Here is a 22,230-nt window from a genome sequence, read left to right on the forward strand (position 1 = left end):
GTCCAGCCTCTTTTAACCATGATCGGGGCCGGGTGCGAATCATAGGCCGGCGGAAAGACCCGTCCGGCACGATCGCTTCGACCGCCAGTGGAAAATATCGTTCTGCCGCGCCGCGATATCGCCCGATTTTCAAGCGGGCCGCTGCAGCGCCGCGGCGAGCTTCGACACGAACTTGTTGACCCAGAAGATCTTCTTGCTGCCCTTGATGACGACGACGTCGCCCGGCGCCAGCAGCGCCGCGACCCGGCCGGGATCCAGCGTCACCGGATCCTCGTGCCAGCCGAGCCGCTTTGCGTGCGGCAGGCTGTCGAACAGGTGACGCATCAGCGGACCGACGCAATAGACGCCATCGACCCCGGCGAGATGAGCCACCATCCCCTGATGATAGGCCGGCGCCTCGGCGCCGAGCTCGAGCATGTCGCCAATCACGGCGATGCGCCGCCCCCGCACCGGTCGCGCCTGCAGACTGTCGAGCGCTGCCGCCATGCTGGCCGGATTGCCGTTGAAGCTGTCGTCGATGAGAACGATGTCGCCGACGGTCTGCTCGACGCCACGGCCCGTCATGATGCCGACATGGCCGAGCGTCTGCGCGAGCAGCGCCGGATCGAGCCCGGCCGCTGCGATCGAGGCCAGCGCCGCCAGCGCATTGTGCAGGCGATGCGGCGCACCGGGCGTCAGCGCGAATGCGACGCGACGACCGGCGACATCGGCGATCACATCCCAGGCTTCGCCGCGCGAGTTGTGCGAGAGCTCGCGCACCTCCGCATCGCCGCCGAAGCGGATCACCTTGCCCGTCCATTCCGGCGCCGCGAGATCTGAGGGAAGCACGAGGACGCCATCGGCTGGCAGACCGCGCGCGATCGAGACCTTCTCTTTCCTGATCGCTTCCAGGCTGCCGAGCTTCTCCAGATGCACCGGCTGGACGTTGACGACCAGCGCCACCGTCGGCTGCGACAGCTCCGTCAACCGCGCGATCTCGCCTGTCTGGTTCATGCCCATCTCGACGACCCAGACCGAAGCGGAGGGATCGGCGTTGCACAGCGTCAGCGGCACGCCCCAGAAATTGTTGAAGCTGGACGGACTCGCGGACGCGCCGGGATAGGCGGCGATGAACTCCTTGGTCGAGGTCTTGCCGGCGCTGCCGGTCAACCCGATCACCGGGCCGTGGAAGCGCGCCCGCGCGGCGCGCGCCAGCGCCCACAGCCCATCGATCAGCGTGTCCGGCACCACGAGCTGCGGCACGGTGACGCCATCGATCCTGTGCGGCACGATCATCGCCACCGCGCCAGCCGCTTCGGCGTTCGCCGCAAACTCCCAGCCATCGCGGCTGGAGGCAAAGCTCGACACGAAGCCGCCACTCGGCGTGCCGCTCAGCGCCACGAACAGGCTGCCGGGCTTCACCGCGCGGCTGTCCTGCGTGACGAAGTCGATTCGAGTCTCCGGATAGTCGCCGGTGAGGCCGAGCGCGCGCGCCGCCTCTGCCACGGTCCACAGCGCCTTCGTCATGATGTCCTCGATGCCAACGCGTCCGCGACCGCTTCATGATCGCTGAAATGCAGAATATTGCTGCCGATGATCTGTCCGGTCTCATGGCCCTTGCCGGCGATCACGAGCGCATCGCCGAGCTGCAGCTCGCCGATGGCGACCCGGATCGCCTCCGCCCGGTCGCCGATCTCGCGCGCCCCGGGTACGGCCGCCAGGATCGCGGCGCGGATCGCAGCCGGATCCTCGCTGCGCGGATTGTCATCGGTGATGATGACGCTGTCGGCCTCTTCGGCGGCGATCGCGCCCATCAAGGGACGCTTGCCGGTGTCACGGTCGCCGCCGGCGCCGAACACGACGACGAGTTTTCGGGCGGCATAGGGCCGCAGTGCATGCAGCGCCTTGGCGAGCGCGTCCGGCTTGTGCGCGTAGTCGATGAAGATGGGCGCACCATTGTGCTCGCCGACCAGCTCAAGCCGGCCCTTGGCGCCCTCGAGCTGCTCGAGCGCTTCGAACACGGCCTGCGGATCGCTGCCGGTGCCGATCGCAAGGCCCGCTGCGACCAGCGCATTCTCGATCTGAAACGCGCCGACCAGCGGCAGCCGGACCGCATGCATGCGGCCGCAATGCTGGATCTGGAGCTGTTGCGCAAAGCCGTCGATTGCAGCGGCCACGAGACGGATGCCCTCGCCCGCGCCATCGCCATGGGTCCCCACCGTCATCAGGCGAAGACCGCGCGTCTGCGCCGCAGCGATGACCTCCGGCGAGCACTCATGATCGGCCGAGATCACCGCAGGCCCGCCCGGCGGAACGAGATCGCGGAACAGCCTGAGCTTGGCGTTGAGGTAGTGCGTGATATCCGGATGATAGTCCATGTGGTCGCGCGACAGGTTCGTGAACCCGCCGGCCGAGACCCTGACACCGTCGAGCCTGAACTGATCGAGCCCATGCGACGAGGCCTCGAACGCCAGATGGGTGACGCCGTCCTGCGTGATCTCGTCGATCTGCCGATGCAGCGCGATCGGATCGGGCGTCGTCAGCGAGCCGTAGACGGTGCGCTTGTCCGACACCAGCCCGACGGTCCCGATGCTGGCCGAGCTGTGGCCGAGCTTCTGCCAGATCTGCCGCGTGAAGGCGGCGACCGACGTCTTGCCGCTGGTGCCGGTGACGGCGGCAATCGTTGCCGGCTGGCGCGGATAGAACCGCGACGCAGCCAGCGCGAGCGCCCGCCGCGGGTTCGGCAGCGCGATGAATGGAACGGCCAGCCCTGCTCCAGATCCCGCCGCGCCGGCCACGGCGACCGCGCCGGCCGCGATCGCCGCCGCAATGAAGCGGGAACCATCGGTCTTGGTGCCGGAGAGTGCAAAAAACAGGTCGCCGGGCCGCACGGCGCGGCTGTCGACGGCGAGGCCGGATATCTCGACTGCGGCGATGGGAGCGTCGAGCGTCGCCTGATCGCCCAGGAGGTCGTGAAGTTTCATCCTGGTTCCGTGCCAGTCCTGGCCCCGCCCGGGGATGGCGGCAGCTCCAAAGCCTGCGATTCGACGACGGCTTACTGTGTCAGCCGCGATGCCGCAAGAATTTGGCGGTCGGACGGCGGCAGGTCGAACCGGGGCTCGATTCCCAGCAGCGGCCCGATCCGGGAGATCACGTTGCCGGCGGTCGGCACCGCGTTCCAGCCCGAGGTGATGAAGCCATAGGTTTCCTTCAACGGCTGCGGCTCGTCCAGCATGATCAGCAGCTGGTATTTTGGCTTGTCCGCCGGGATCACTGCGGTGAAGAGGGTCAGCACCTTCTTCTTGGCGTAGCGGCCGTTGATCACCTTCTCGGCGGTGCCGGTCTTGCCGCCGATGTAGTAGCCCTTCACGTCAGCCTTGCGCGCGGTGCCGATCTCGGCGTTCAGACGCATCAGATAGCGCATCTTTTCGGAGGTCTCCGGCTTGATCACGCGCTTGGCGACCTGCATCGCCTCCGCCTCGGTGCGCTTCATGAAGGTCGGCGGGATCAGATAGCCGCCATTGACCAGCGCGCTGACGCCCATCACGCCCTGCAGCGGCGCCACCGCCATGCCGTGACCAAACGCGATCGTGATCGTGTTCAATTCGCTCCAGCGCTTGGGCAGGATCGGCGAGGCACTCTCCGGCAACTCGGTGCGCAACCGGTCGAACTGGCCCATCTTGCGCAGGAATGCCTTGTGGCCCTCGACGCCCTGAGTCAAAGCGATCCTGGCGGCGCCGACGTTGGAGGAGAAGGTGAACACCTCCTTCATGGTAAGGAAGCGGCCCTTCGGCTCGTCGTCGTGAATGGCGAACTTGCCGTAGTGCAGCGGCCCGCGCGCATCCCACAGCGAGTTGAGATCATACTTGCCGGTGTCGAGCGCCATCGCGAGGGTGAACGCCTTGAAGGTCGAGCCCATCTCGTAGACACCCGTGGTGAGGCGGTTGATCCGGTCTGGATCGTGCGCTTCCTTCGGGTTGTTGGGATCGAAATCCGGCAGCGACACCATGGCGATGATCTCGCCGGTCCTGACATTGACGACGAGACCGGAGGCCGCCTTGGTCTTGAACTTCTCCTTGGCCTTGAGCAGTTCGTCGCGCAGCGCATGCTCGACGCGTAGGTCGACCGACAGTTCAACCGGCCGCTGCAGTCGGTCGGTGGCGAAGCCGGCGCGATGCAGGTCGGCGAGACCCTGATTGTCGAGCCACTTCTCCATGCCGGCGATGCCCTGGTTGTCGATGTTCACCAGGCCGATCAGATGCGCCACCTCGTTGCCGGTCGGATAGACACGCTTGTTCTCGCGCAGGAAGCCGATGCCCGGCAGGCCGAGGCGATGAATGTCCTGCTGCTGCTTCGGCGTCATCTCGCGCTTCAACCAGACGAAGCCCTTGCGCGACATCAGTCGGTCGCGGACCTCGCCCGTATCGAGATCCGGCAAGGTCGCCGTCAGTAGCTCGATCGCCTCGTCCTTGTCGATGAGGCGACGCGGCTCGGCGAACAGGCTCGGCGTCTTCACGTCGGTGGCGAGAACGGCACCGTTGCGGTCGACGATATCGGGGCGCGCGGTGGCGATGGCGTCCTGCTGCGCGGCGCGCCGCGCGCTCGGACCATCCGAGCCGATCGCGAACATCACGAGGCGGCCGCCGATCACCGCGTAGACGGCGGCAAAGGCAATGATCGCGAGGCCGACGCGCGCGCGCGCCTTGGCAGTCCGATCGACATCGCGCCCATACAGCAGCGTGCGCACCAGACGTTGCCGCCAGGGTTCCTGCGGCTTGACGTCGGGCCGAAGCTGATCGGTCATTGCTGATCCTCCGGGCGACGCACTGACCCGGTCACGGGGGGCTCTTCGTTGATCGCGTCGATCGCATCGATCATCGATCCGATCGGATCCGGATTGTCCGGTCGCGCAAATCGCGGGGGCCGCTCCGGCAGATTCTTCAGGCTGTCGTATTGCGTGGCGTTGAGCGGCTTCAGCGGCAGATGCCGCTCGACCAGCCCTTGCAGCCGCAGCGGCGCGTCGAGCTTGGCCCATTCCGCGCGCAACACTGCGATGGCCTCGCGCTGCTCGCGGATCTCGGCGCGCAATTGCAGCACGCGCTCGACCCGTGCCGTGGAGTCCATCTTGATGCGATAGACATAGGCCGCCGCGAAGATCAGCGAGCAGATCACGACGAGGTGCAGGAGGCGCATCGGTCAGCCTCCTCGCAGGACATCGGCCAGGCGCGGCCAGGGCGAAGAAGATGCCGAAGCGTGCGCCGGCGCGGCCGTACGCTCGGCACCGCGCAGCTTGGCGGACCGCGCCCGCGGATTGGCGTCGGTCTCGGCCTCCGCGGCCACGACCGGCTTGCGGTTGAGCAGCTGGAAGCTCGGTGCCTCCTGCGCGATCTCGGGCAAATGGCGCGAGCCGCCGCCGGTTCTGCTGCGCTCGGCGAGGAACGTCTTGACGATGCGGTCCTCGAGCGAATGGAACGAGACGACCGCCAGCCGGCCGCCCGGTGCCAACACGCGCTCCGCGGCCGACAGCGCCTGTTCGAGCTCGAAGAGCTCCTCGTTGACGAGAATGCGCAACGCCTGGAACGTGCGCGTTGCCGGATGGATGTCGCCAGGCTTGGATCTCACCACGCGCGCGACGATGTCGGCAAGCTGCCGCGTCGTCGTGACCGGCTGTTCCTTGCGCGCGGCCACGATGGCCCGCGCCACGGCGCGCGAGTGCCGCTCTTCGCCAAAGATATAGATGACGTCGGCCAGAGCGCGCTCGGCAGCGTGGGCGACGACATCGGCGGCCGTCGGTCCCGTGCCGCCCATCCGCATGTCGAGCGGGCCGTCGAACCTGAACGAGAAGCCGCGCGCGGCGGAGTCGAGCTGCATCGAGGAGACGCCGACATCCATCACGACGCCGTCGACATGCGTGAGGCCTTGCGATGCACAGATGTCGGCCAATGCCGAGAAGCGGTTCTCGACCAGTTTCAGGCGATCGCCCGCTTCGGCGAGGAGACCAGCGCCGCCGGCGATTGCAGTGCTGTCGCGATCGATCCCGATGACCCGTGTTCCCGCCATCGCCAGGATCAGGCGCGTATAGCCGCCGGCGCCAAAGGTCGCATCGACGTAGGTTCCGCCGTCGCGCGGCGCCAGCATCTCGACCGCTTCGGGGCCGAGCACCGGGACGTGTCGCTGGTCAGCCGTACTCACGCGGCCGCTCCGCGAGCGCGCCGTTGCTTCAGACTGATTTTGGTCGGCAGCGAGCCCATCGCGCCTTCGATCCTCGCGCCCCGTCAATTCGCCAAGCCATCTCTCGGGACGCTCCGTCATCCGTGGAGCCGTCACGACATCAGCAGCACGATCCGGCCACGTCGAGACCCTCGATCCGACAGCGATCGCACGGCGCCGGAGCGCCCCGGAACCGGTTTCGATCGTAATCTGCCGTGCAGGACCTTGCATCGTGGCGGCTTGCCGTCCCGAAAGCCGGCTTGGCTCTTCACCACTCAGTAACGGCGTTTAGCGTTAACAAACCGTTGACGGTCTGTGGCGGATGTTAGGTACTTGGAGTGCGAAGCAGAGCCGGCGCGCCGGTCGGCGGACGTGCCGTCGCGATACAACGGTCGGCTCAATATCGAGGGCTCGCATGCGATTTCGATTGCGGCTGGGACATGTAAAAGAGTAGTGCCTGCCCATATCCGGTTTGAGCCATCGCCGCCGCCGTCCGCTTCGAGTCGTTCATGCCCAATCCCTCCGACAAGCCGGAATCGAAGCGTTCCCGTGCGCTGCCGATCCCCAAAGGCGTTGCCGACCTGCCGGTCTTTACGCCGGACTCGTCGGTCGCCTCCGACGTCATCCCGTCGGCCAATTTCGGCGAGCGCAAGGGCGGGCGCCAGCCGGACATGATCATTCTGCACTACACCGGCATGCCGGATGTCGAAGGGGCGATCACCAAGCTGTGTACCGCCGGCAGCGAGGTCTCCGCGCATTACGTCGTGCTCGAGGACGGACGCATCGTCCAGTGCGTGCCGGAGGCCTTGCGCGCATGGCACGCGGGTCTCTCGTCATGGGGCGGCGAGGAGGACATCAATTCCTGCTCGATCGGCGTCGAGATCGTCAATCGCGGCCACGATTGGGGCTATCCGGATTTCCCACCGCGGCAGATCGCGGCGGTGATCGCGCTGTGCCGGGGCATCATGCTCCGCCGCAACGTCCCGGCGCATCGCGTGCTCGGGCATTCCGACGTCGCGCCCGCGCGCAAGAAGGATCCGGGCGAGAAATTTCCGTGGCATTCGCTGGCGAATTCCGGCGTCGGCCATTGGGTGCAGCCGGCGGCGATCACCAAGGGCGAGACGCTGAAGCTCGGCAGCATCGGCGACGACGTCAAGGGCCTGCAGAAGGCGCTCGCCAAATACGGCTATGGCGTGCCGATCACCGGCAAATTCGACGGCATCACCATGGATGTGGTCACGGCGTTCCAGCGACACTTCCGCCCCGAAAAGATCGACGGCATCGCCGACCGCTCGACCTTGTGGACGTTGCATGCGCTGCTGACGAGCCTGCCGGCCGAGGATCAGGCGCCGCGCGTCTGACGCGTCAGGCCTCCGCGTCGAGCTCCCCGAGCCGGCGTGCATAGAGACGCCTGAGCGGCGCGAGCTGCGTGGCCGCGCTCGCCTCGCGATAGGCCGCGCGTGCCTCGTCGCGCCGGCCGAGCCGCCGCAGGAGGTCCGCCCGCACTGCCGGCAGCAGATCGTACTGCTTCAATCCGCCACGCGCGGCCAGCGCATCAACCAGCGCCAGCGCCCGCTCCGGACCGTCGACCATCGAGACGGCTGCCGCATGATTGAGCTCGATCACCGGCGAAGGCGCGATCCGCAGCAGAACCTCGTAGAGGCCCACGATCTGCCGCCAGTCCGTTTCAGCGTAACTGGACGCCTGGGCATGAAGCGCGGCGATCGCCGCCTGGACCGTGTAGGACTGCGGCAGCCCCTTCATGCCCAGCGCCTGTTCGACCAGCCCCAGCCCTTCGGCGATCTGCTCGCGATTCCACAGCGAGCGGTCCTGCTCCTCCAGCAGGACCATGTCGCCCGCCGCATCGGTTCGGCCGGCGCGCCGCGCATCGTGCAGCAGCATCAACGCGAGCAGGCCCTTGATGTCGCGCGCCTCCGGCATCAAGCCAAGCAGCAGCCGACCCAGCCGGATCGCCTCGCGCGCGAGATCCTCGCGAATCAGCTCCGTGCCGGAGGTCGCGAGATAGCCCTCGGTGAACACCAGATAGATCACGGTCAGGACGCCGCGCAGCCGCTCCTCGAGCGCCTCGCGTCCCGGCACCTCGTAGGGAATGCCGGCAAGGCGGATCTTCTGCTTGGCGCGGACCAGGCGCTGCGCCATCGTCTCCTCGCCGGTGACAAAAGCGCGGGCGACCTCGGCGGTGGTGAGGCCGCAGACCGTGCGCAGCGTCAGCGCGACCTGGACCTCCGGCGCGAACGACGGATGGCAGCAGATGAAGATCAGCCGCAACATGTCGTCGTCGAGATCGGCCGGCGCGTCGGCGTCGTCGCTGGCGGCATCACGCTCGATCGCATGAACGATCTCCGCCTCCTTGTCGCGAAAATTGCTCCGCCGCCGGATGCGATCGATGGCCTTGTTGCGGGCGACATTGACCAGCCACGCCCGCGGGTTGGCGGGAGCGTCGGACCCCCGCCATTTGAGCAGCGCCGCAGCGAACGCATCCTGCAGCACGTCCTCGGCCAGATCGAAGTCACCGACGAGCCGGATCAAGGTCGCGAGTGCGCGGCCGGCCTCATCGCGGAACACCTTGTCGATCGCATCGGGCGTCATCGGTGACCTTTTCGGCAGCGAGCCGCACCGGTCTCAATGATTGTATTGCCAGACCGGCCGCACCTCGATCGAGCCGAGCCGGGCGCCGGGAATCCGCGCGGCAATCCCGATCGCCTCGTCGAGATTCTTGGCCTCGATCATGTAGTAGCCGCCGAGCTGCTCGCGGGTCTCGGCGAACGGACCATCGGTCGTGAGGATCTTGCCGTCCCGCACCCGCACGGTGGTCGACGTCGTGGTCGGCTGCAGCCGATCGCCGCCCTTGTAGTTGCCGCTCGAGATGATGGACTGGGTGAAGGCCTGATATTCCGCCAGCATCTTCCCTTCGGCCGCCTTCTCCATCTTCGCGTATTCGACCTCGTTCAGATAGATCATCAACAGATACTGCATCGGACTTGCTCCTCATGTTCGGCTGGATCGCCGACATCCAGTCGAACGGCGCCGACATGGAACGACACGCGAAGGATAGTATTTTTCGCCGGCATGGCGATGGCTTGACGTGCTGCTCGGAAAGCCCCATTCAGGCCGCATCAGTCGGCCGGACGGCCGCTCCGGCAAGCGCCGAAAGGCCGCCGGGGAGGAAAGTCCGGGCTCCATCGACATGCGGTGCCGGATAACGTCCGGCGGGGGCGACCCCAGGGACAGTGCCACAGAGAACGAACCGCTTCCTCCCGCGAGGGAGGCAAGTAAGGGTGAAAAGGTGCGGTAAGAGCGCACCGCGGGGCCGGCAACGGAACCGGCATGGTAAACCCCACCGGGAGCAAAACCGAATAGGGACGGCCACGCGGAGACAATCGCCCAGGCACTTTGTGTCAGGCGATGACGTCCGCGGGAGCGATGTCAGGCTCGCCGTCCGGGTAGGTTGCCCGAGGTCACGCGCAAGCGCGATCCCAGAGGAATGGCCGTCGCGTATCGTCATGCGCAAGTGTGGCGGTGCCCTACAGAACCCGGCTTACAGGCCGGCTGATATGTTCATGAGGGGCTCGGCGCCGACAGCGCCGGGCCCCTCACCATTTGTGTTATCCCGCCGCCGAGAGCTGGCCGAACTCGATGGCCTGCCGCTCGAACAGGCTGCGATAGAGTCCGCCAGGCTTGCCGACCAGCGCGGCGTGGCTGCCCTGCTCGACGATGCGGCCACGATCGAACACCAGGATGCGGTCGAGGCTGCGCACAGTTGCCAGCCGATGCGCGATCACGATCGCGGTCCTGCCCTTCATCAGCCGCTCCATCGCCTCCTGGATCAGCGCCTCCGATTCCGAATCCAGGCTCGAGGTCGCCTCGTCCAGGATCAGCACGCGCGCATCCGCCAGGAACGCGCGCGCCAGCGCCACCCGCTGCCGCTCGCCGCCCGACAGCTTGACGCCGCGCTCGCCGACGAGCGTACCGTAGCCCTTCGGCAGCCGCGTGATGAACTCATGCGCGTTCGCAAGCCGCGCCGCCTGCTCGATCTCCGCCTGGCTGGCGCCCGGCCGGCCATAGGCGATGTTCTCGGCCAGCGAGCGGTGGAACAGGATCGGCTCCTGCTGCACGATCGCGATCTGGCTGCGCAGCGAGTCCTGCTTCGCATGGGCGATGTCCTGCCCGTCGATCAGGATCCGGCCGCCGCTCACGTCGTACAGCCGCTGTACCAGCTTGACGAAGGTCGTCTTGCCGGAGCCGGAGCGCCCGACGAGGCCGATCCGTTCGCCCGGCCGGATGTCCACCGACAGCCGGTCGTACAGCGGTGCACGATGACCGCCATAGTGGAACGTCACCGCGTCGAACACGATGTGGCCGCCCGTCACGGCGATCGGCCTGGCATCGGCGGCATCGACGATGCCGATCGGCTCGCCATGGATCGCCACCAGCTCGTCCATGTCGTTGACCGCACGCTGCAAGTTGTTGATGTGCATGCCGACGTCGCGCAGATAGGCATGGATCACATAGTAGCTGGTCAGCACATAGGTGACGTCGCCCGGCGAGGCCCTGCCCGCCATCCACAGCAGGACGGCGCCGCCGATCACCGAGGAGCGCAGGCACAAGAGCACGCCGAGTTGCGTCGCAGCCGTGGTGTTGTAGCGCAGCCAGGTACGGTTGACGCGCCGGGACCAGCGGCTGACGACGCGCATCAGCCTGGAGTCCTCGCGCGCCTCGGCGCCGAACGACTTCACCACCGCATTGCAGCTCAGCGCGTCCGCCAGGGTGCCGCCGACCTTGGTGTCCCAGGCATTGGAGATGCGCGCCGCGGGCGCGATGTACCGGGTCGAGAACGCCACCGTCATCGCGACGTACAGCACCGCGCCGACGGCGATGACCCCACCCAGCGCGCCCCAATGCAGGCCGAGCAGCACCATCGAGCCCAGCAGCACCGACAGCGACGGCAGCAGGGCCAGCAGGATAGTGTCGTTGTAGAGGTCGAGCGCCCACATTCCCCGGGTGATCTTGCGCACCGTGGAGCCGGCGAAACTGTTGGCGTGCCAGTCGGTCGAGAACCGCTGCACGCGCACGAAGGCGTCGCGCGCCACGTCGGACATGATGCGCAGGGTGAACGGCACGATCAGTTGCAGGCCCGACAATCGCAGCACGATCGAGGCGAAGCCCAGCGCGACGATGCCGGCGAATGCCACCAGCGCGGCATGTCGCGCATCGCCGTTTGCCGGGCCGAGCGTCAGCGCATCGACGAGCTTGCCGGAGAACACCGGCATGAACAGGTCGGCGGCGGTGGCGCCCAGCAGCGCGCATGCAATGCCGAGGGTCATGCGCGGCTGCTTCAGCCAGTGGCGGAACACGAACGGCATCACGACGCGGATGGCGGCGGGACGCTTGTCGGCCTTCAGGCCGGAGACGTCGACGGTCATGGCATCATCCGGCCGCGCGCGCAGCGCCAGCCGGCTCCAAATAATGCAGACGTGACGCGGCGCGCGGTCTGCGGATGAGTAATCAGGCGTTGGGAAGTTAGGCGGTGGTGCTCAAAGCGAGCGGCCGAACACCAGAACAGGCATCGAGCGGGTGCACGCGATCTGCAGATGCGATTCAGTCATGCAAATCTCCCCGGTTCGAGCGACAATTCTTGCTCCATACCATCGAGGGTATGATTTGGCAACCCGCAGGCGCCCGCGGGCCGCTCACGTCAATGTGCGTCGCCGCCGCCGGCCATCGGCGAGCTCGGCTTGTTGAGCAGCATCACCATGAAGCTGAGCGCGATGTAGAAGCAGGTCAACATGAAGAACGCATCGCCATAGCCCATCACCACCGCCTGCCGGTGCACGATCTGCGACAGCTGCTTCATCGCCATCAAGGCCGAGTCGCCCATCCCCTGCAGCTTCTGCTGCAGCATGTTGAGGGTCTCGACCGCGGTGGCATTGCCCCAGTTGACGCGCTCGTGCAGGCGGGAGATGTGCAGGTCGGTGCGGTCGTTCAGCACCTGGTTGATCACGGCAAGGCCGACGGCGCCGCCGAGATTGCGCATCAGGTTGAACAGGCCGGAGGCGTTCTTGACGCGGTCGGGCGCAAGCGTGCCGAGCGCGATGTTGTTGGTCGGCACCATCGCGAACATCATGCCGACGCCGCGCAGCACCTGCGGCAGGAACAGTTCCCAGAAATCGTAGTCGCGGGTGATGCCGGTCATCTGGTAGGAGCCGATCGCGAAGATCACGAGGCCGAACGCGATCATCAGGCGCATGTCGACCTTCAGCATCAGCCGACCGACCACCGGCGCCATCAGGAACATGGTGACGCCGGAGACGAACATCGTCTCGCCGATCATCAGCGCACTGTAGCCGCGGACCTCGGCGAGATAGCGCGGATAGATGTAGGTCAGGCCATAAAGGCCGATGCCGATGCAGAACTGCAGCAGGCAGCCGACCGCGAAGTTGCGGTTGCCGAACGCGAAGAGGTCGACGATCGGCTCGTCGGCCGTCAGCACCCGCCAGAAGAAGCACACCGCCGAGACGGCACAGACCGCAGCGAAGATCGCGACCGAGGTGTCCTGCAGCCATTCATATTGCGGCCCCTCCTCCAGCACGTATTCGAGCGAGCCGAGGAAGCCGGCCATGAACAACAGGCCCCACCAGTCGAAGCGATCGAGCAGCTCGAAATGCGGCTCGTCGAAATCGACGAGCGCCAGCACGCCGATCGTGATCAGGATGCCCGGCGGGATGTTGACGAAGAACAGCCAGTGCCAGGACATCGCATCGGTGATGTAGCCGCCGACGGTCGGGCCCACCGTCGGCGCCAGCGTGGCGACGAGGCCGATGATCGGACCGACGATGTGGAATTTGGTGCGCGGAAACACCGTGTAGGCCGAGGCGAACACGGTCGGGATCATGCCGGCGCCGAGGAAGCCCTGCAGCGCGCGCCACAGGATCATCTGCTCAATCGAGGAGGCGAAGCCGCACAGGAAGCTGGAGATGGTGAAGCCCGCCGCCGAGATCGCGAACAACAGCCGCGTGCCGAGCGCGCGCGACAGGAAGCCGGACAGCGGGATCGCGATCACCTCGGCGATCAGATAGGCGGTCTGCACCCATGACACTTCGCTGGAGCTTGCCGACAAACCCGCCTGGATCTCGGTCAGCGACGCCGACACGATCTGGATGTCCAGGATCGACATGAACATGCCGAACACCATGATCAGGAACGCGATCAGACGCCGCGGCGCGATGCGGTCGGACGGCGCCGCCGGCGCGCTCATGGTGGGGTTGGCTGTGGTGGCGGTGGCCATGGTCAGTTAGTCCGCTTGGATCGAGGACCGCGCCGCATTCCCGGTGCGCTCCCCTCCCCCTTGTGGGGAGGGGCTGGGGGAGGGGGCCCACAACGGCGGTCTCGCCCGGAGTACCCCCCTCCCCAGCCCTCCCCCACAAGGAGGGAGGGAGCTGACTTCCGATGACGCGACAGCTCGTGCCCTCGCATCAGTTCAAAATACTTTCCCTGTCCAACTACTTCCCCTGCACCGTCGCCGATGCGTCGAGGTCGGCGTCGGTGTCGGCATCCTTGGCGTCGGTGGTGTCGACGGTGACGTAGACCGACATGCCGGCGCGCAGCAGGTTCTGCCGCGCCACATCCTTCGGCACGCGGATGCGCACGGGCAGGCGCTGCACGATCTTGGTGAAGTTGCCGGTGGCGTTATCCGGCGGCAGCAGGGTGAACACCGAGCCCGAGGCCGGCGAGATGCTGTCGACCACGCCCTTGAAGCCGCGCGCGCCATAGGCGTCGACCTTGATCGTGACCGGCTGGCCCGGACGGATGCGCCGGAGCTGGGTTTCCTTGAAGTTCGCGTCGATGAAGACCTCGTCGAGCGGCACGACGTTGCCGAGCCGCTGGCCGACCGCGATGAAGTCGCCGGTGTTGACGAGGCGGTTGGAGAAGGTGCCGTCGACCGGCGCGCGCACGGTGGCGAATTCGAGATCGCGCTCCGCCTTGGCGAGCGATGTCTTGAGCTCGGCGAGCTGCGCCTGGGCCTCGACCTGCTGCGCCTTCGTCACCTCGACATTGTCGCGCGCGGCGTCGTACGCGGCGCGGGCGGCGCGGACCGCGGCCATGCCCTGGTCGCGCGCGGCTTCCGACTGCTCGAAGGTCGCGTGCGAGGCAAAGCCCTTGCTGCTCAGCGCCTGCTGGCGCTCATAGTCGAGCCCGGCGCGCTTCATCGCGGCTTCGGATGAGGTGAGATTGGCCTGCGCCTGCTCGGCGGCGCTCTGCTGCGCGGCGACCTGGCGGCCGATGCGCGCGATCGTCGCCTCCTGCGTGGCGATCTTGCTGCGGGCGGCGTCGACCGCGATCTTGTAGTCGCCGTCGTCGATGCGGAAGATCACGTCGCCCTTGCGGACCACCGAATTGTCGCGCGGCACGATCTCCTGGATGTGCCCGGAGACGCGCGCGCCCAGCATGGTGTTGTTGGCGCGGACGTAGGAATCGTCGGTCGAGACCATGAAGCGGCCGACCAGATAATAGTGCGTGGCATAGCCGGCGGCGGCGAGCGCGAGCAGCACGCCGATGCTGGCCAGCACCCGCTTGCGCTTGCCAGACTTCGGAGCGGCGGCGGGCGCGGCTTGCGGCGTCGCGGCTGTGGGAGCGCCGGCCGGCGCGGGCCGTTCGGGCTGAGCCTCGGTGCTGACGTCGGCCTTCGGGTCGGCCGGCTTGGCATCAGCAGGCTTGCGCTGCGCCGTGTCGCTGGCCTGCGGCCGCTCAGACCTCGTCTGTTCCGGAGTTTCCTCAGCGTCCGGACGGCGCGCCCGCACAGCCTGATCTCTCGCAGCGGCCATCAGAGACTCCCACCCATGACAGCGGGGCCGCCCAGGGCCCCGAAAATTCCGACCGAACCGTTCGGTCAATCCACATCTACCATTGACCGAACCGTTCGGTCAATCTATATCTTCGCGACCGCAACATATCCGCGCAGATGCTTTCTGTGACGTTGGCACCGGCCAAATCTTCGGGAACAGCCTAAACCAATGATTGAGCCGGACCACGCCACCACCCAAGCGACGACGGACGACGATTCCTCGAAGCGTCGGCAAATCCTCCAGGGCGCCCGCAAGGTGTTCATGGACATGGGTTTCGACGGCGCCAGCATGGGCGAGATCGCGCGCGTCGCCGGCGTCTCCAAGGGCACCCTTTATGTCTACTTCGCCGACAAGTTCCGCCTGTTCGAGGCGATCGTCGAAGAGGAGAGCGTGCATCGGGGCGCCTCGAACTTCAGCTTCGATCCCGCCCGCGATGCCGCGACCGTGCTGTATGAGTTCGGTACCGCCTGGATCGCGGTCGTCTGCCGCCCCGGCGGCGGATCGGCGATCCGCACCGTGATGGCGATCGCCGAACGCATGCCGGAGGTGGGACGGCGCTACTATGATTGCGTCATCGAGGGCACGATCGGCCGGCTTGCCGCCTATCTGCAGGCCCGCGTCGATGCCGGGGAGCTCGCCATCGACGATTGCCACCTCGCCGCATCGCAATTCCAGCTGATGTGCCAGGCCACGCTGTTCCTGCCCTTCATCTTTCAGGGAGCCCCCGCGCCCTCGGCCGACGAGACGCACAAGGTGGTGGCGAGCGCGGTGCGCATGTTCCTCGCGACCTACGGCATCAAGAGTTGAGACGCCGCTGACCGCCGCGATGCGCAAGCCGATGTCGGCACAACAGATGTCGGCGCCAGACATGTCAGCCCGAGATATTTCAGCTTGAAACATACGCTCTCCTTCTCGCGGCTGGTGACGCCCGAGCTCTGCAATCGGATCACCCTCGAATCGATCGGAGGGTGCAGGGAAGGCCGGGCGCTGGCCGCGCCCGTGGCCCGCCTGCTCAAAAAAATGCAGGCGGCAGGTACCACAGGTTCAGCCGAGATCACCCGGCCCTCCCTGCGCGATGGGCTTACGATTTATACGTACTCTCCCCGGTGTCCGGGCTTGTAGCCACCGTCGCCGTCCGGCTCATCACCGAACGACTTAGCGCCAGCATCGGGGCGCCAGGACCATACGACTTCACCGTCCTGCCGGTCGCGTTCGTCCGCTCGCGATTTCAGCGCGCTGCGCGCCGACAGGCCACCGCTCCCCGCCTCCAACGCTCGTGACGACCGCGAAACGTCCCTCTTCGATCGAGGCGGGATGCGGAGAGAGAACCATGAAATTCGGAAAAATGGAAGCAAAATATTTTTCGCGCGGGGACTGGACAGGGCAAATCAGGTTGATGGGACTGACAAATTTAGTTTTTTGCGCGCACATGGTCTTTAAGGCGCATGACAGCAGCAGCAGTGCGGCATCATCGCGAGCGAAGCGACGCGATCCAGGGGCCGCACCAATAGTCTGGATTGCTTCCGCCTACGCCCGATCGGCTTCGGCGGACACGTCGGGCGCAAGGGCGCCCTGCAATGACGTGGACGATGCAAGGCGCGCAGGGTGGACAAACGGCGCCTTGCTCCGCTGCAGCCGCGGGCGACGATGCCTAATGCTGGTCCAAAATACGCCTCAGCTCCGACGAGGGTCGACGAATTGCTCGCTTGGCGCGTCGGCCAATCGATCTGCTGTGTCGGAAAAACGCATAACCAGCGAGCAGAATTGCAGTGACGCCAGAAATCACGTGACCAGCCGCTAGAGTCGCAAAGCAGAGCGGCCCACCGACGCAGATCACACCGGTCCATAGTAGACAGAATCCAAGGTAAGTCTTGCCCGTCGGGATACCGCTGCTCATGGTCACAACCGTAGCGCCTTTATGATCTCTCGGCCCGGCAAAATCGTCCGCGCCGCATCCGCACGTGGCCAATGGTGAATCTAGGATTGACGCTATCTGCCATTGTCCCGGTCGGACCAGGCGCTAGGTGTTTCGCCAACGGCATCCGCAGGCGCAGGACCGGGCGCTGGCCGCCGGCTCTGGGAGCGCTCGGAGCAGTTGCTCGACGCAGCCTCGACGATGTCACGCGCAGCCGTGCCGGCCATCTGATGGGTATCGGAAACATCAGTTGTAAGGTGGGCAAAGTAGGCGCCTGCAGGTCGGTCGCGTGCCCACCATCGCTCCGCGCACGAGAAAGCGGAATGGGGGGCACCGCGCGACGCATCACGTATGATCAGCGGCATCGGGGCGGGCCTTTGCCCACCCTACCCTGTCGCCAACACAAGCGAAGCAATCAGAGGCGCGGGAAGAGTCTGGATTGCTTCGGCGCAAGAGCGCCTCGCATTGACAGAGAGTGGGCGGGCTCCGCGCCAAAACCTCAACTGTCGTCGCCCGGCTCGACCGGGCGATCCAGTATTCCGCGGCGGCTGTGATGACACGCGACGTCACGGCGTACTGGATGCCCGCTGGAGCCTGCTCTCGGGCTCGCCAAAGGCGAGACCCGGGGGGGCGGGCATGACATTGGAGGATTTGGCCGGCGGTGTGCCAAATCTCTTTCTGCTCTACTTCTTCCCGCTCTTGGTCGTGTGGGAATGCGAATGGCTGTGACTATGGGCGTGGCTATGCGAATGCGCATGCCCATGATCATGCGCCGCCTCGATCGGCATCATCGCGACGTGGCCGTGGCGGACGCCGCGTTCGGCGATGACGTGGTCGGCGAAGGCCTTGACCTCGCGGCGCTCGCCCTTGAGCACGGTGACCTCGAGGCAGCTCTCCTGGTCGATGTGGACATGCAGGGTCGCCTGGGCGAGGCCGGAATGGTCATGCGCCTCCTGGGTCAGCCGCTTCGGCAGCTCGCGCGCGGCATGGTCGTAGACGTAGCTGAGGGTCGCGATGCAGGAACGGCCGTCACTGGCGCCGGTATCGGCGGTTTCGAGGCCGCTGCGCAGCAGATCGCGAAACGCTTCCGAGCGGTTGTCGTAGCCGCGCCGGGCCATGAAGGCGTCGACCTCGGCGAGCAGGTCGTCGTCGATCGTGATCGTCAGGCGCTGCATGTCCCGTCTCCCTGAGCTGCGCGGCAAGCGCCTATCCACCGCATGAGTATGATGTATTCACGTTGACATCATACCGGTGTCACCTTAGCGTTCTTTAACATTCGACAGTGGGGCGATCCAAGCGAGCATGTCGCGGGCCAACGAAGGCGCGCGGCAGTTGATGATGCATGCCCTGTGGCGAGTTCTAGGGGCGTGACGATGCGGTGGTGTGGGGCGAGTGTTGGCGTGCTGATGGCGGCCTTGGCGCATCAGGCACAGGCACATCCGGAACGGCCCCCCGCAGAGCTGCCGACAGTCGATGTGGATGCGCCCAAACGGACCGCCAAGCCCAAGCCGCAGGCGCGACGCACGGCACAGCGGCCGGTTTCGGATGCACTACGCCCGCGCATCGGAGCGACGCCGGCCGCGACAGCCGCGGCAGCGACGCCCCCATCCGGCACGCCCAGTGCCGGCTCCGGTGCGCCGCACCCGCAGGGCATGGCGAGCGAGGTCGTCATATCAGGCGAGGAGATCAACGCCCGCCCAGCCACGCGGCCCGGCGAGGTGCTCGAAGCCGTGCCCGGCCTGATCGTCACGCAGCACTCCGGCGAAGGCAAAGCCAACCAGTATTTTCTGCGCGGCTATAATCTCGATCACGGCACCGATCTCGCGTTGTTCGTCGATGACGTGCCGGTGAACATGCGCACCCATGCGCATGGCCAGGGCTATGCCGATCTCAACTGGCTGATGCCGGAGACGATCGGCCGGGTCGACGTCCGAAAGGGCCCCTACTTCGCCGACGAAGGCGATTTCGCCTCGGTCGGCAGCGTCCATATCGGCCTGGTGGACAGCGTGCCGAAGGCGATCGCACAGATGACGGCCGGCAGCTTCGGCTATCGCCGCTTCTTCGGCATGGACTCGGTGCATGTCGGCGACGGCCATCTGCTGATCGCCGGCGAGGCCGGCCGCTATGACGGTCCCTGGACCACGCCCGACGACGCCAAGAAGCTGAACAGCCTGGTGCGCTACTCGCAGGGCACGGCGACTGACGGCTTCTCGATCACCGGCATGGCCTATGCGAACCGCTGGACCTCGACCGACCAGGTGCCGGAGCGCGCCATCACCTCGGGAACACTCGGGCGCTACGATTCCGAAGACCCGACCGACGGCGGCAAGACCAACCGCTTCGCGCTGTCGGGCCGCATCGCCGGCACCGACGAGGCCGGCTCCTGGAAGGCCAACGCCTATGCGGTGAAGAGCCAGCTCGATCTCTACAACAACTTCACCTACGCGCTCAGCAACCCGACCTACGGCGACCAGTTTCACCAGCATGACGACCGGCTGATGCTCGGCGCCAACGCATCGCGCACCTTGAACGGCAGCTTTGCCGGCCGGCCAATGGAGACGACGTTCGGCGTCCAGACGCGCTACGATGACATCGCGCTGGCGTTGACCAACACCCGCCAGCGGGTGCTGCTCTCCGACATCGATCCCTTGAGCACCGGCGTCGTTCGCGCCGACAAGGTCGGCGAAGGCAGCGTCGGGCTGTATGTCGAAAACACGGTGCGCTGGACCGACTGGCTGCGCACCACGGTCGGCTATCGCGGCGACTATTATCAGACCCACGTGTATTCGCTGACCAATGGCAACAACACCGGCGATGCCGCAGCCAGCCTCGGCAGCCCGAAGTTCCGCATGGTGATCGGGCCGTTCGACAAGACCGAGTTCTTCCTTGGCGCCGGCTACGGCATGCACAGCAACGACGCCCGTGGCGCGACCACGACCGAGGATCCCGCCGATCCGACCAACAAGCTCGCCTCCTCGCCGCTGCTGGTACGCACCAAGGGCGCCGAGGTCGGCGTGCGTACGCGCATCATTCCGGGACTCGATTCGTCGCTGAGCGTGTTCATGCTCAACCAGGATTCCGAGATCCTGTTCTCCGGCGACGCCGGCGACACCGAGGCGAGCCGGCCGAGCCGGCGCTACGGCTTCGAGCTCACCAACCACTATCGCCCGGCATCTTGGATCGACATCGACGCCGATCTGGCGATGACCCACGCCCGCTTCGTCGGTGACAATGCCGACCAGGCGGCGGTCTACGCCTCGCTCGCCGGCTACCCGCAGGCCCAGCTCGGCAATGCGCCGGGCAACTACATCCCCAATGCGCCGTCGATGATCGCCTCCGCCGGCATCACGCTCGGCGAGAAGACCGGCTGGTTCGGGTCCTTGCGCTGGCGCTATCTCGGCGCGACGCCGCTGACCGAGGACAACTATTTCCGCTCGACCGCGACCAGCGTGTTCAACGGCCGCATCGGCTTCCGCGACGCCAATGGCTGGCGCATCCAGCTCGACGTGCTGAACCTGCTCAACACCAGGGCCAACCAGATCTCCTACGGCTACGGCTCGCTGCTGCCGACCGACCAGCTGTACCAGGCGTGCTACGGCAACGCGCCGACAGGGGTGCCGGCCCAGGTCTGCCAGACCGGCGTCATGGACCGCGTCCTGCACCCGATCGAGCCGCTGACGTTCCGGGTGACGGTGGCGGGGACGTTTTGAGGCCGACCGCTATCGCCGCAACAGCGGTCGACTCCCCTCCCCTTGCGGGCAGGGCGATCGCACATGGTGAAAGAGGCCGGGCGCGCAGTCTTTCCGCGACCATCCTTCGAGACGCCCGCCTTCGGCGGGCTCCTCAGGATGAGGGCCTTTCTCCGCCGCAAAGCTGTTGATCCTCATGGTGAGGAGCGTCGCTCTTGCGACGCGTCTCGAACCATGAGGCCATGAAAGGTCCGCCCGGGAAAACCATATGCGATCGCCCTGCCGCAAGCGGGGAGAGGTCGGATTGCATCCGTCAGATGCAATCCGGGTGAGGGGCTACAGGTCTATCCACGTGCGCTTCCCGTGCGTCTGCCCTTCACCCCAGCCCTCTCCCCGTAAAGAACGGGGAGAGGGAGCCCACCGTCCTCGCCGCAAGAGCCTGCGTTACATCTCAGACCGCTCGGATTTCTTCGTGCAGCATTCGCAGCCTGCGACGATATTGCGAACTCATGATAGGATGAGCCTCCTCTGCACCAAACGGCCATACCATGCCCGACCGCGCCAGCCATTGGCAGAACGTCTACACCACCAAGGCCGAGACCGAGGTGAGTTGGTACCAGGACGATCCGGCGACGTCGCTGCGGATGATCCGCGAGGCCGGTGCGACGGCGGCGTCGCGGATCATCGATATCGGCGGCGGCGCCTCGCGGCTGGTCGATGCGCTGCTCGCGGCCGGCTACGGCGCGCTCAGCGTGCTCGACATCTCCGACGCCGCCCTGGCGACGGCGCGCGGCCGGCTCGGCGCCGCGGCGGCCGGGGTGACGTGGATCGCGTCCGACGTCACCACCTGGACGCCGGACGCGCGCTACGACGTCTGGCACGATCGGGCCGCCTTCCATTTTCTCACCGCACCTGAAGACCGCGCCGCCTATGTCGATCGCCTGCGCGCGGCGGTGGTGCCCGGCGGGGCCGTCATCATCGGCACGTTCGCGCCCGATGGTCCGGAGAAGTGCAGCGGGCTGCCGATCGTGCGCTACGACGCCCACGGCCTGGCCGCAACGCTGGGTCCTGCCTTCACGCTCGAGGACAGTTGCACCGAGGCGCATCGCACGCCGTGGGGCGCGACGCAGCAGTTCCAGTTCTGCCGCTTCCGCGCCGGTTAGAGCATGATCCGGAAAAGTGGAAACCGGTTTTCCCTCGCGACAAACGCCGAAGGCGTTTGCGCGGAGATGATGCTCAAACAAGGAGATGAGATCATGATGCGATTCCGTGGAATCGCATCATGATCTGGTCAGCAGCACAGAGGCGGGCCATCCGACACGACGAGGACCTCGGTGTCGGCATCCTCGCTGTGCGCGGCATCGTCCGCGCCGCCGGCGGAGGTCTCACTCTCCGGCGGCACACGCCAGGGGATCGGCCTCGGCGGCATCCGCTCCAGGCGCTGCGCATCGGCGACGGCGCGGCGTGCCGTCTTCAGCGAGCGGCAGACCAGCACGGCCTGCTCGGCGGTGCCGACCTCGAAGCCCGCCCCAATCGCCTTGATGCGATACGATGCCATCTCCGCCTCTCCCAA

At 66.5% G+C, this 22,230-nt stretch carries 16 protein-coding genes and 1 other RNA gene; 5 read left to right on the forward strand and 12 right to left on the reverse strand.

The genetic code is table 11. The features are described 5' to 3' along the window. Nucleotides 1–129: 129 nt before the first annotated feature. The 5 genes from ACQR2C_RS02155 to rsmH form a co-directional block, all read right to left on the reverse strand. Nucleotides 130–1,506, reverse strand: coding sequence for a UDP-N-acetylmuramoyl-tripeptide--D-alanyl-D-alanine ligase (locus tag ACQR2C_RS02155; RefSeq protein WP_434880323.1), 1,377 nt, complete (start codon nucleotides 1,504–1,506; stop codon nucleotides 130–132). Further along, nucleotides 1,503–2,963: a UDP-N-acetylmuramoyl-L-alanyl-D-glutamate--2,6-diaminopimelate ligase gene (locus tag ACQR2C_RS02160; RefSeq protein ID WP_434880324.1), complete on the reverse strand. Its 1,461-nt coding sequence runs from the start codon at nucleotides 2,961–2,963 to the stop codon at nucleotides 1,503–1,505. Before ACQR2C_RS02160 ends, ACQR2C_RS02155 begins: the two co-directional genes overlap by 4 nt. 71 nt (nucleotides 2,964–3,034) lie before the next feature. Beyond that, nucleotides 3,035–4,783, reverse strand: coding sequence for a peptidoglycan D,D-transpeptidase FtsI family protein (locus tag ACQR2C_RS02165; protein ID WP_315802110.1), 1,749 nt, complete (start codon nucleotides 4,781–4,783; stop codon nucleotides 3,035–3,037). Beyond that, nucleotides 4,780–5,172, reverse strand: a complete 393-nt coding sequence (ftsL, locus tag ACQR2C_RS02170) for a cell division protein FtsL (RefSeq protein ID WP_315713444.1) — start codon at nucleotides 5,170–5,172, stop codon at nucleotides 4,780–4,782. The genes ACQR2C_RS02165 and ftsL overlap by 4 nt, the downstream gene beginning before the upstream one ends. Before the next feature lie 3 nt (nucleotides 5,173–5,175). After that, nucleotides 5,176–6,171, reverse strand: a complete 996-nt coding sequence (rsmH, locus tag ACQR2C_RS02175; protein WP_434880325.1) for a 16S rRNA (cytosine(1402)-N(4))-methyltransferase RsmH — start codon at nucleotides 6,169–6,171, stop codon at nucleotides 5,176–5,178. Nucleotides 6,172–6,698: 527 nt separating this feature from the next. Between rsmH and ACQR2C_RS02180 the strand changes: the two genes are divergently transcribed. Beyond that, complete coding sequence (locus ACQR2C_RS02180; RefSeq protein ID WP_434839313.1) at nucleotides 6,699–7,550, forward strand: N-acetylmuramoyl-L-alanine amidase; 852 nt, start codon at nucleotides 6,699–6,701, stop codon at nucleotides 7,548–7,550. A 4-nt stretch (nucleotides 7,551–7,554) separates the two neighbouring features. Here the strand turns inward: ACQR2C_RS02180 and ACQR2C_RS02185 are convergent, their stop codons facing one another. Beyond that, complete coding sequence (locus tag ACQR2C_RS02185) at nucleotides 7,555–8,799, reverse strand: RNA polymerase sigma factor (protein WP_434880326.1); 1,245 nt, start codon at nucleotides 8,797–8,799, stop codon at nucleotides 7,555–7,557. A gap of 33 nt (nucleotides 8,800–8,832) precedes the next feature. Then, the gene (locus tag ACQR2C_RS02190; RefSeq protein WP_315802106.1) at nucleotides 8,833–9,186 is read right to left on the reverse strand and encodes a YciI family protein; all 354 of its coding nucleotides are present in this window, start codon (nucleotides 9,184–9,186) and stop codon (nucleotides 8,833–8,835) included. A 140-nt stretch (nucleotides 9,187–9,326) separates the two neighbouring features. On the opposite strand from ACQR2C_RS02190, the gene rnpB reads away from it, so the two are divergent. Further along, an RNA gene (gene rnpB / locus ACQR2C_RS02195) (RNase P RNA component class A) lies at nucleotides 9,327–9,767 on the forward strand. Between the two features lie 48 nt (nucleotides 9,768–9,815). On the opposite strand, the gene ACQR2C_RS02200 is transcribed toward rnpB, so the two are convergent. From ACQR2C_RS02200 to ACQR2C_RS02210, 3 genes are all read right to left on the reverse strand, one after another. Next, a complete protein-coding gene (locus ACQR2C_RS02200) occupies nucleotides 9,816–11,633 on the reverse strand; it encodes an ABC transporter ATP-binding protein (protein ID WP_434880327.1) in 1,818 nt (605 codons plus the stop codon). 272 nt (nucleotides 11,634–11,905) lie between these two features. Then, nucleotides 11,906–13,495, reverse strand: a complete 1,590-nt coding sequence (locus tag ACQR2C_RS02205; RefSeq protein ID WP_316181703.1) for a DHA2 family efflux MFS transporter permease subunit — start codon at nucleotides 13,493–13,495, stop codon at nucleotides 11,906–11,908. 214 nt (nucleotides 13,496–13,709) lie between these two features. Beyond that, on the reverse strand, nucleotides 13,710–15,032 hold the full coding sequence (locus ACQR2C_RS02210) for an HlyD family efflux transporter periplasmic adaptor subunit (RefSeq protein ID WP_434880328.1): 1,323 nt from the start codon (nucleotides 15,030–15,032) through the stop codon (nucleotides 13,710–13,712). Nucleotides 15,033–15,221: 189 nt separating this feature from the next. Between ACQR2C_RS02210 and ACQR2C_RS02215 the strand changes: the two genes are divergently transcribed. Beyond that, nucleotides 15,222–15,860 (forward strand): TetR/AcrR family transcriptional regulator, encoded by a 639-nt coding sequence (locus ACQR2C_RS02215; RefSeq protein ID WP_434880329.1) that lies wholly within the window; start codon nucleotides 15,222–15,224, stop codon nucleotides 15,858–15,860. Between the two features lie 1,791 nt (nucleotides 15,861–17,651). Here the strand turns inward: ACQR2C_RS02215 and nikR are convergent. Next, on the reverse strand, nucleotides 17,652–18,143 hold the full coding sequence (gene nikR / locus ACQR2C_RS02220) for a nickel-responsive transcriptional regulator NikR (protein WP_434880330.1): 492 nt from the start codon (nucleotides 18,141–18,143) through the stop codon (nucleotides 17,652–17,654). 231 nt (nucleotides 18,144–18,374) lie between these two features. On the opposite strand from nikR, the gene ACQR2C_RS02225 reads away from it, so the two are divergent. Both ACQR2C_RS02225 and ACQR2C_RS02230 read left to right on the forward strand, forming a co-directional pair. Then, nucleotides 18,375–20,678: a TonB-dependent receptor gene (locus ACQR2C_RS02225; RefSeq protein WP_434839439.1), complete on the forward strand. Its 2,304-nt coding sequence runs from the start codon at nucleotides 18,375–18,377 to the stop codon at nucleotides 20,676–20,678. 527 nt (nucleotides 20,679–21,205) lie between these two features. Then, nucleotides 21,206–21,820 carry a class I SAM-dependent methyltransferase gene (locus ACQR2C_RS02230; RefSeq protein ID WP_434880331.1) on the forward strand — a complete coding sequence of 205 codons (615 nt, stop codon included), beginning with the start codon at nucleotides 21,206–21,208 and terminating at the stop codon, nucleotides 21,818–21,820. 128 nt (nucleotides 21,821–21,948) lie between these two features. On the opposite strand, the gene ACQR2C_RS02235 is transcribed toward ACQR2C_RS02230, so the two are convergent. After that, a complete protein-coding gene (locus ACQR2C_RS02235; RefSeq protein ID WP_434880332.1) occupies nucleotides 21,949–22,215 on the reverse strand; it encodes a hypothetical protein in 267 nt (88 codons plus the stop codon). Nucleotides 22,216–22,230: the final 15 nt, after the last annotated feature.

It is taken from the genome of Bradyrhizobium sp. HKCCYLRH3061 (genome assembly GCF_051168015.1).
Lineage (GTDB): Bacteria > Pseudomonadota > Alphaproteobacteria > Rhizobiales > Xanthobacteraceae > Bradyrhizobium.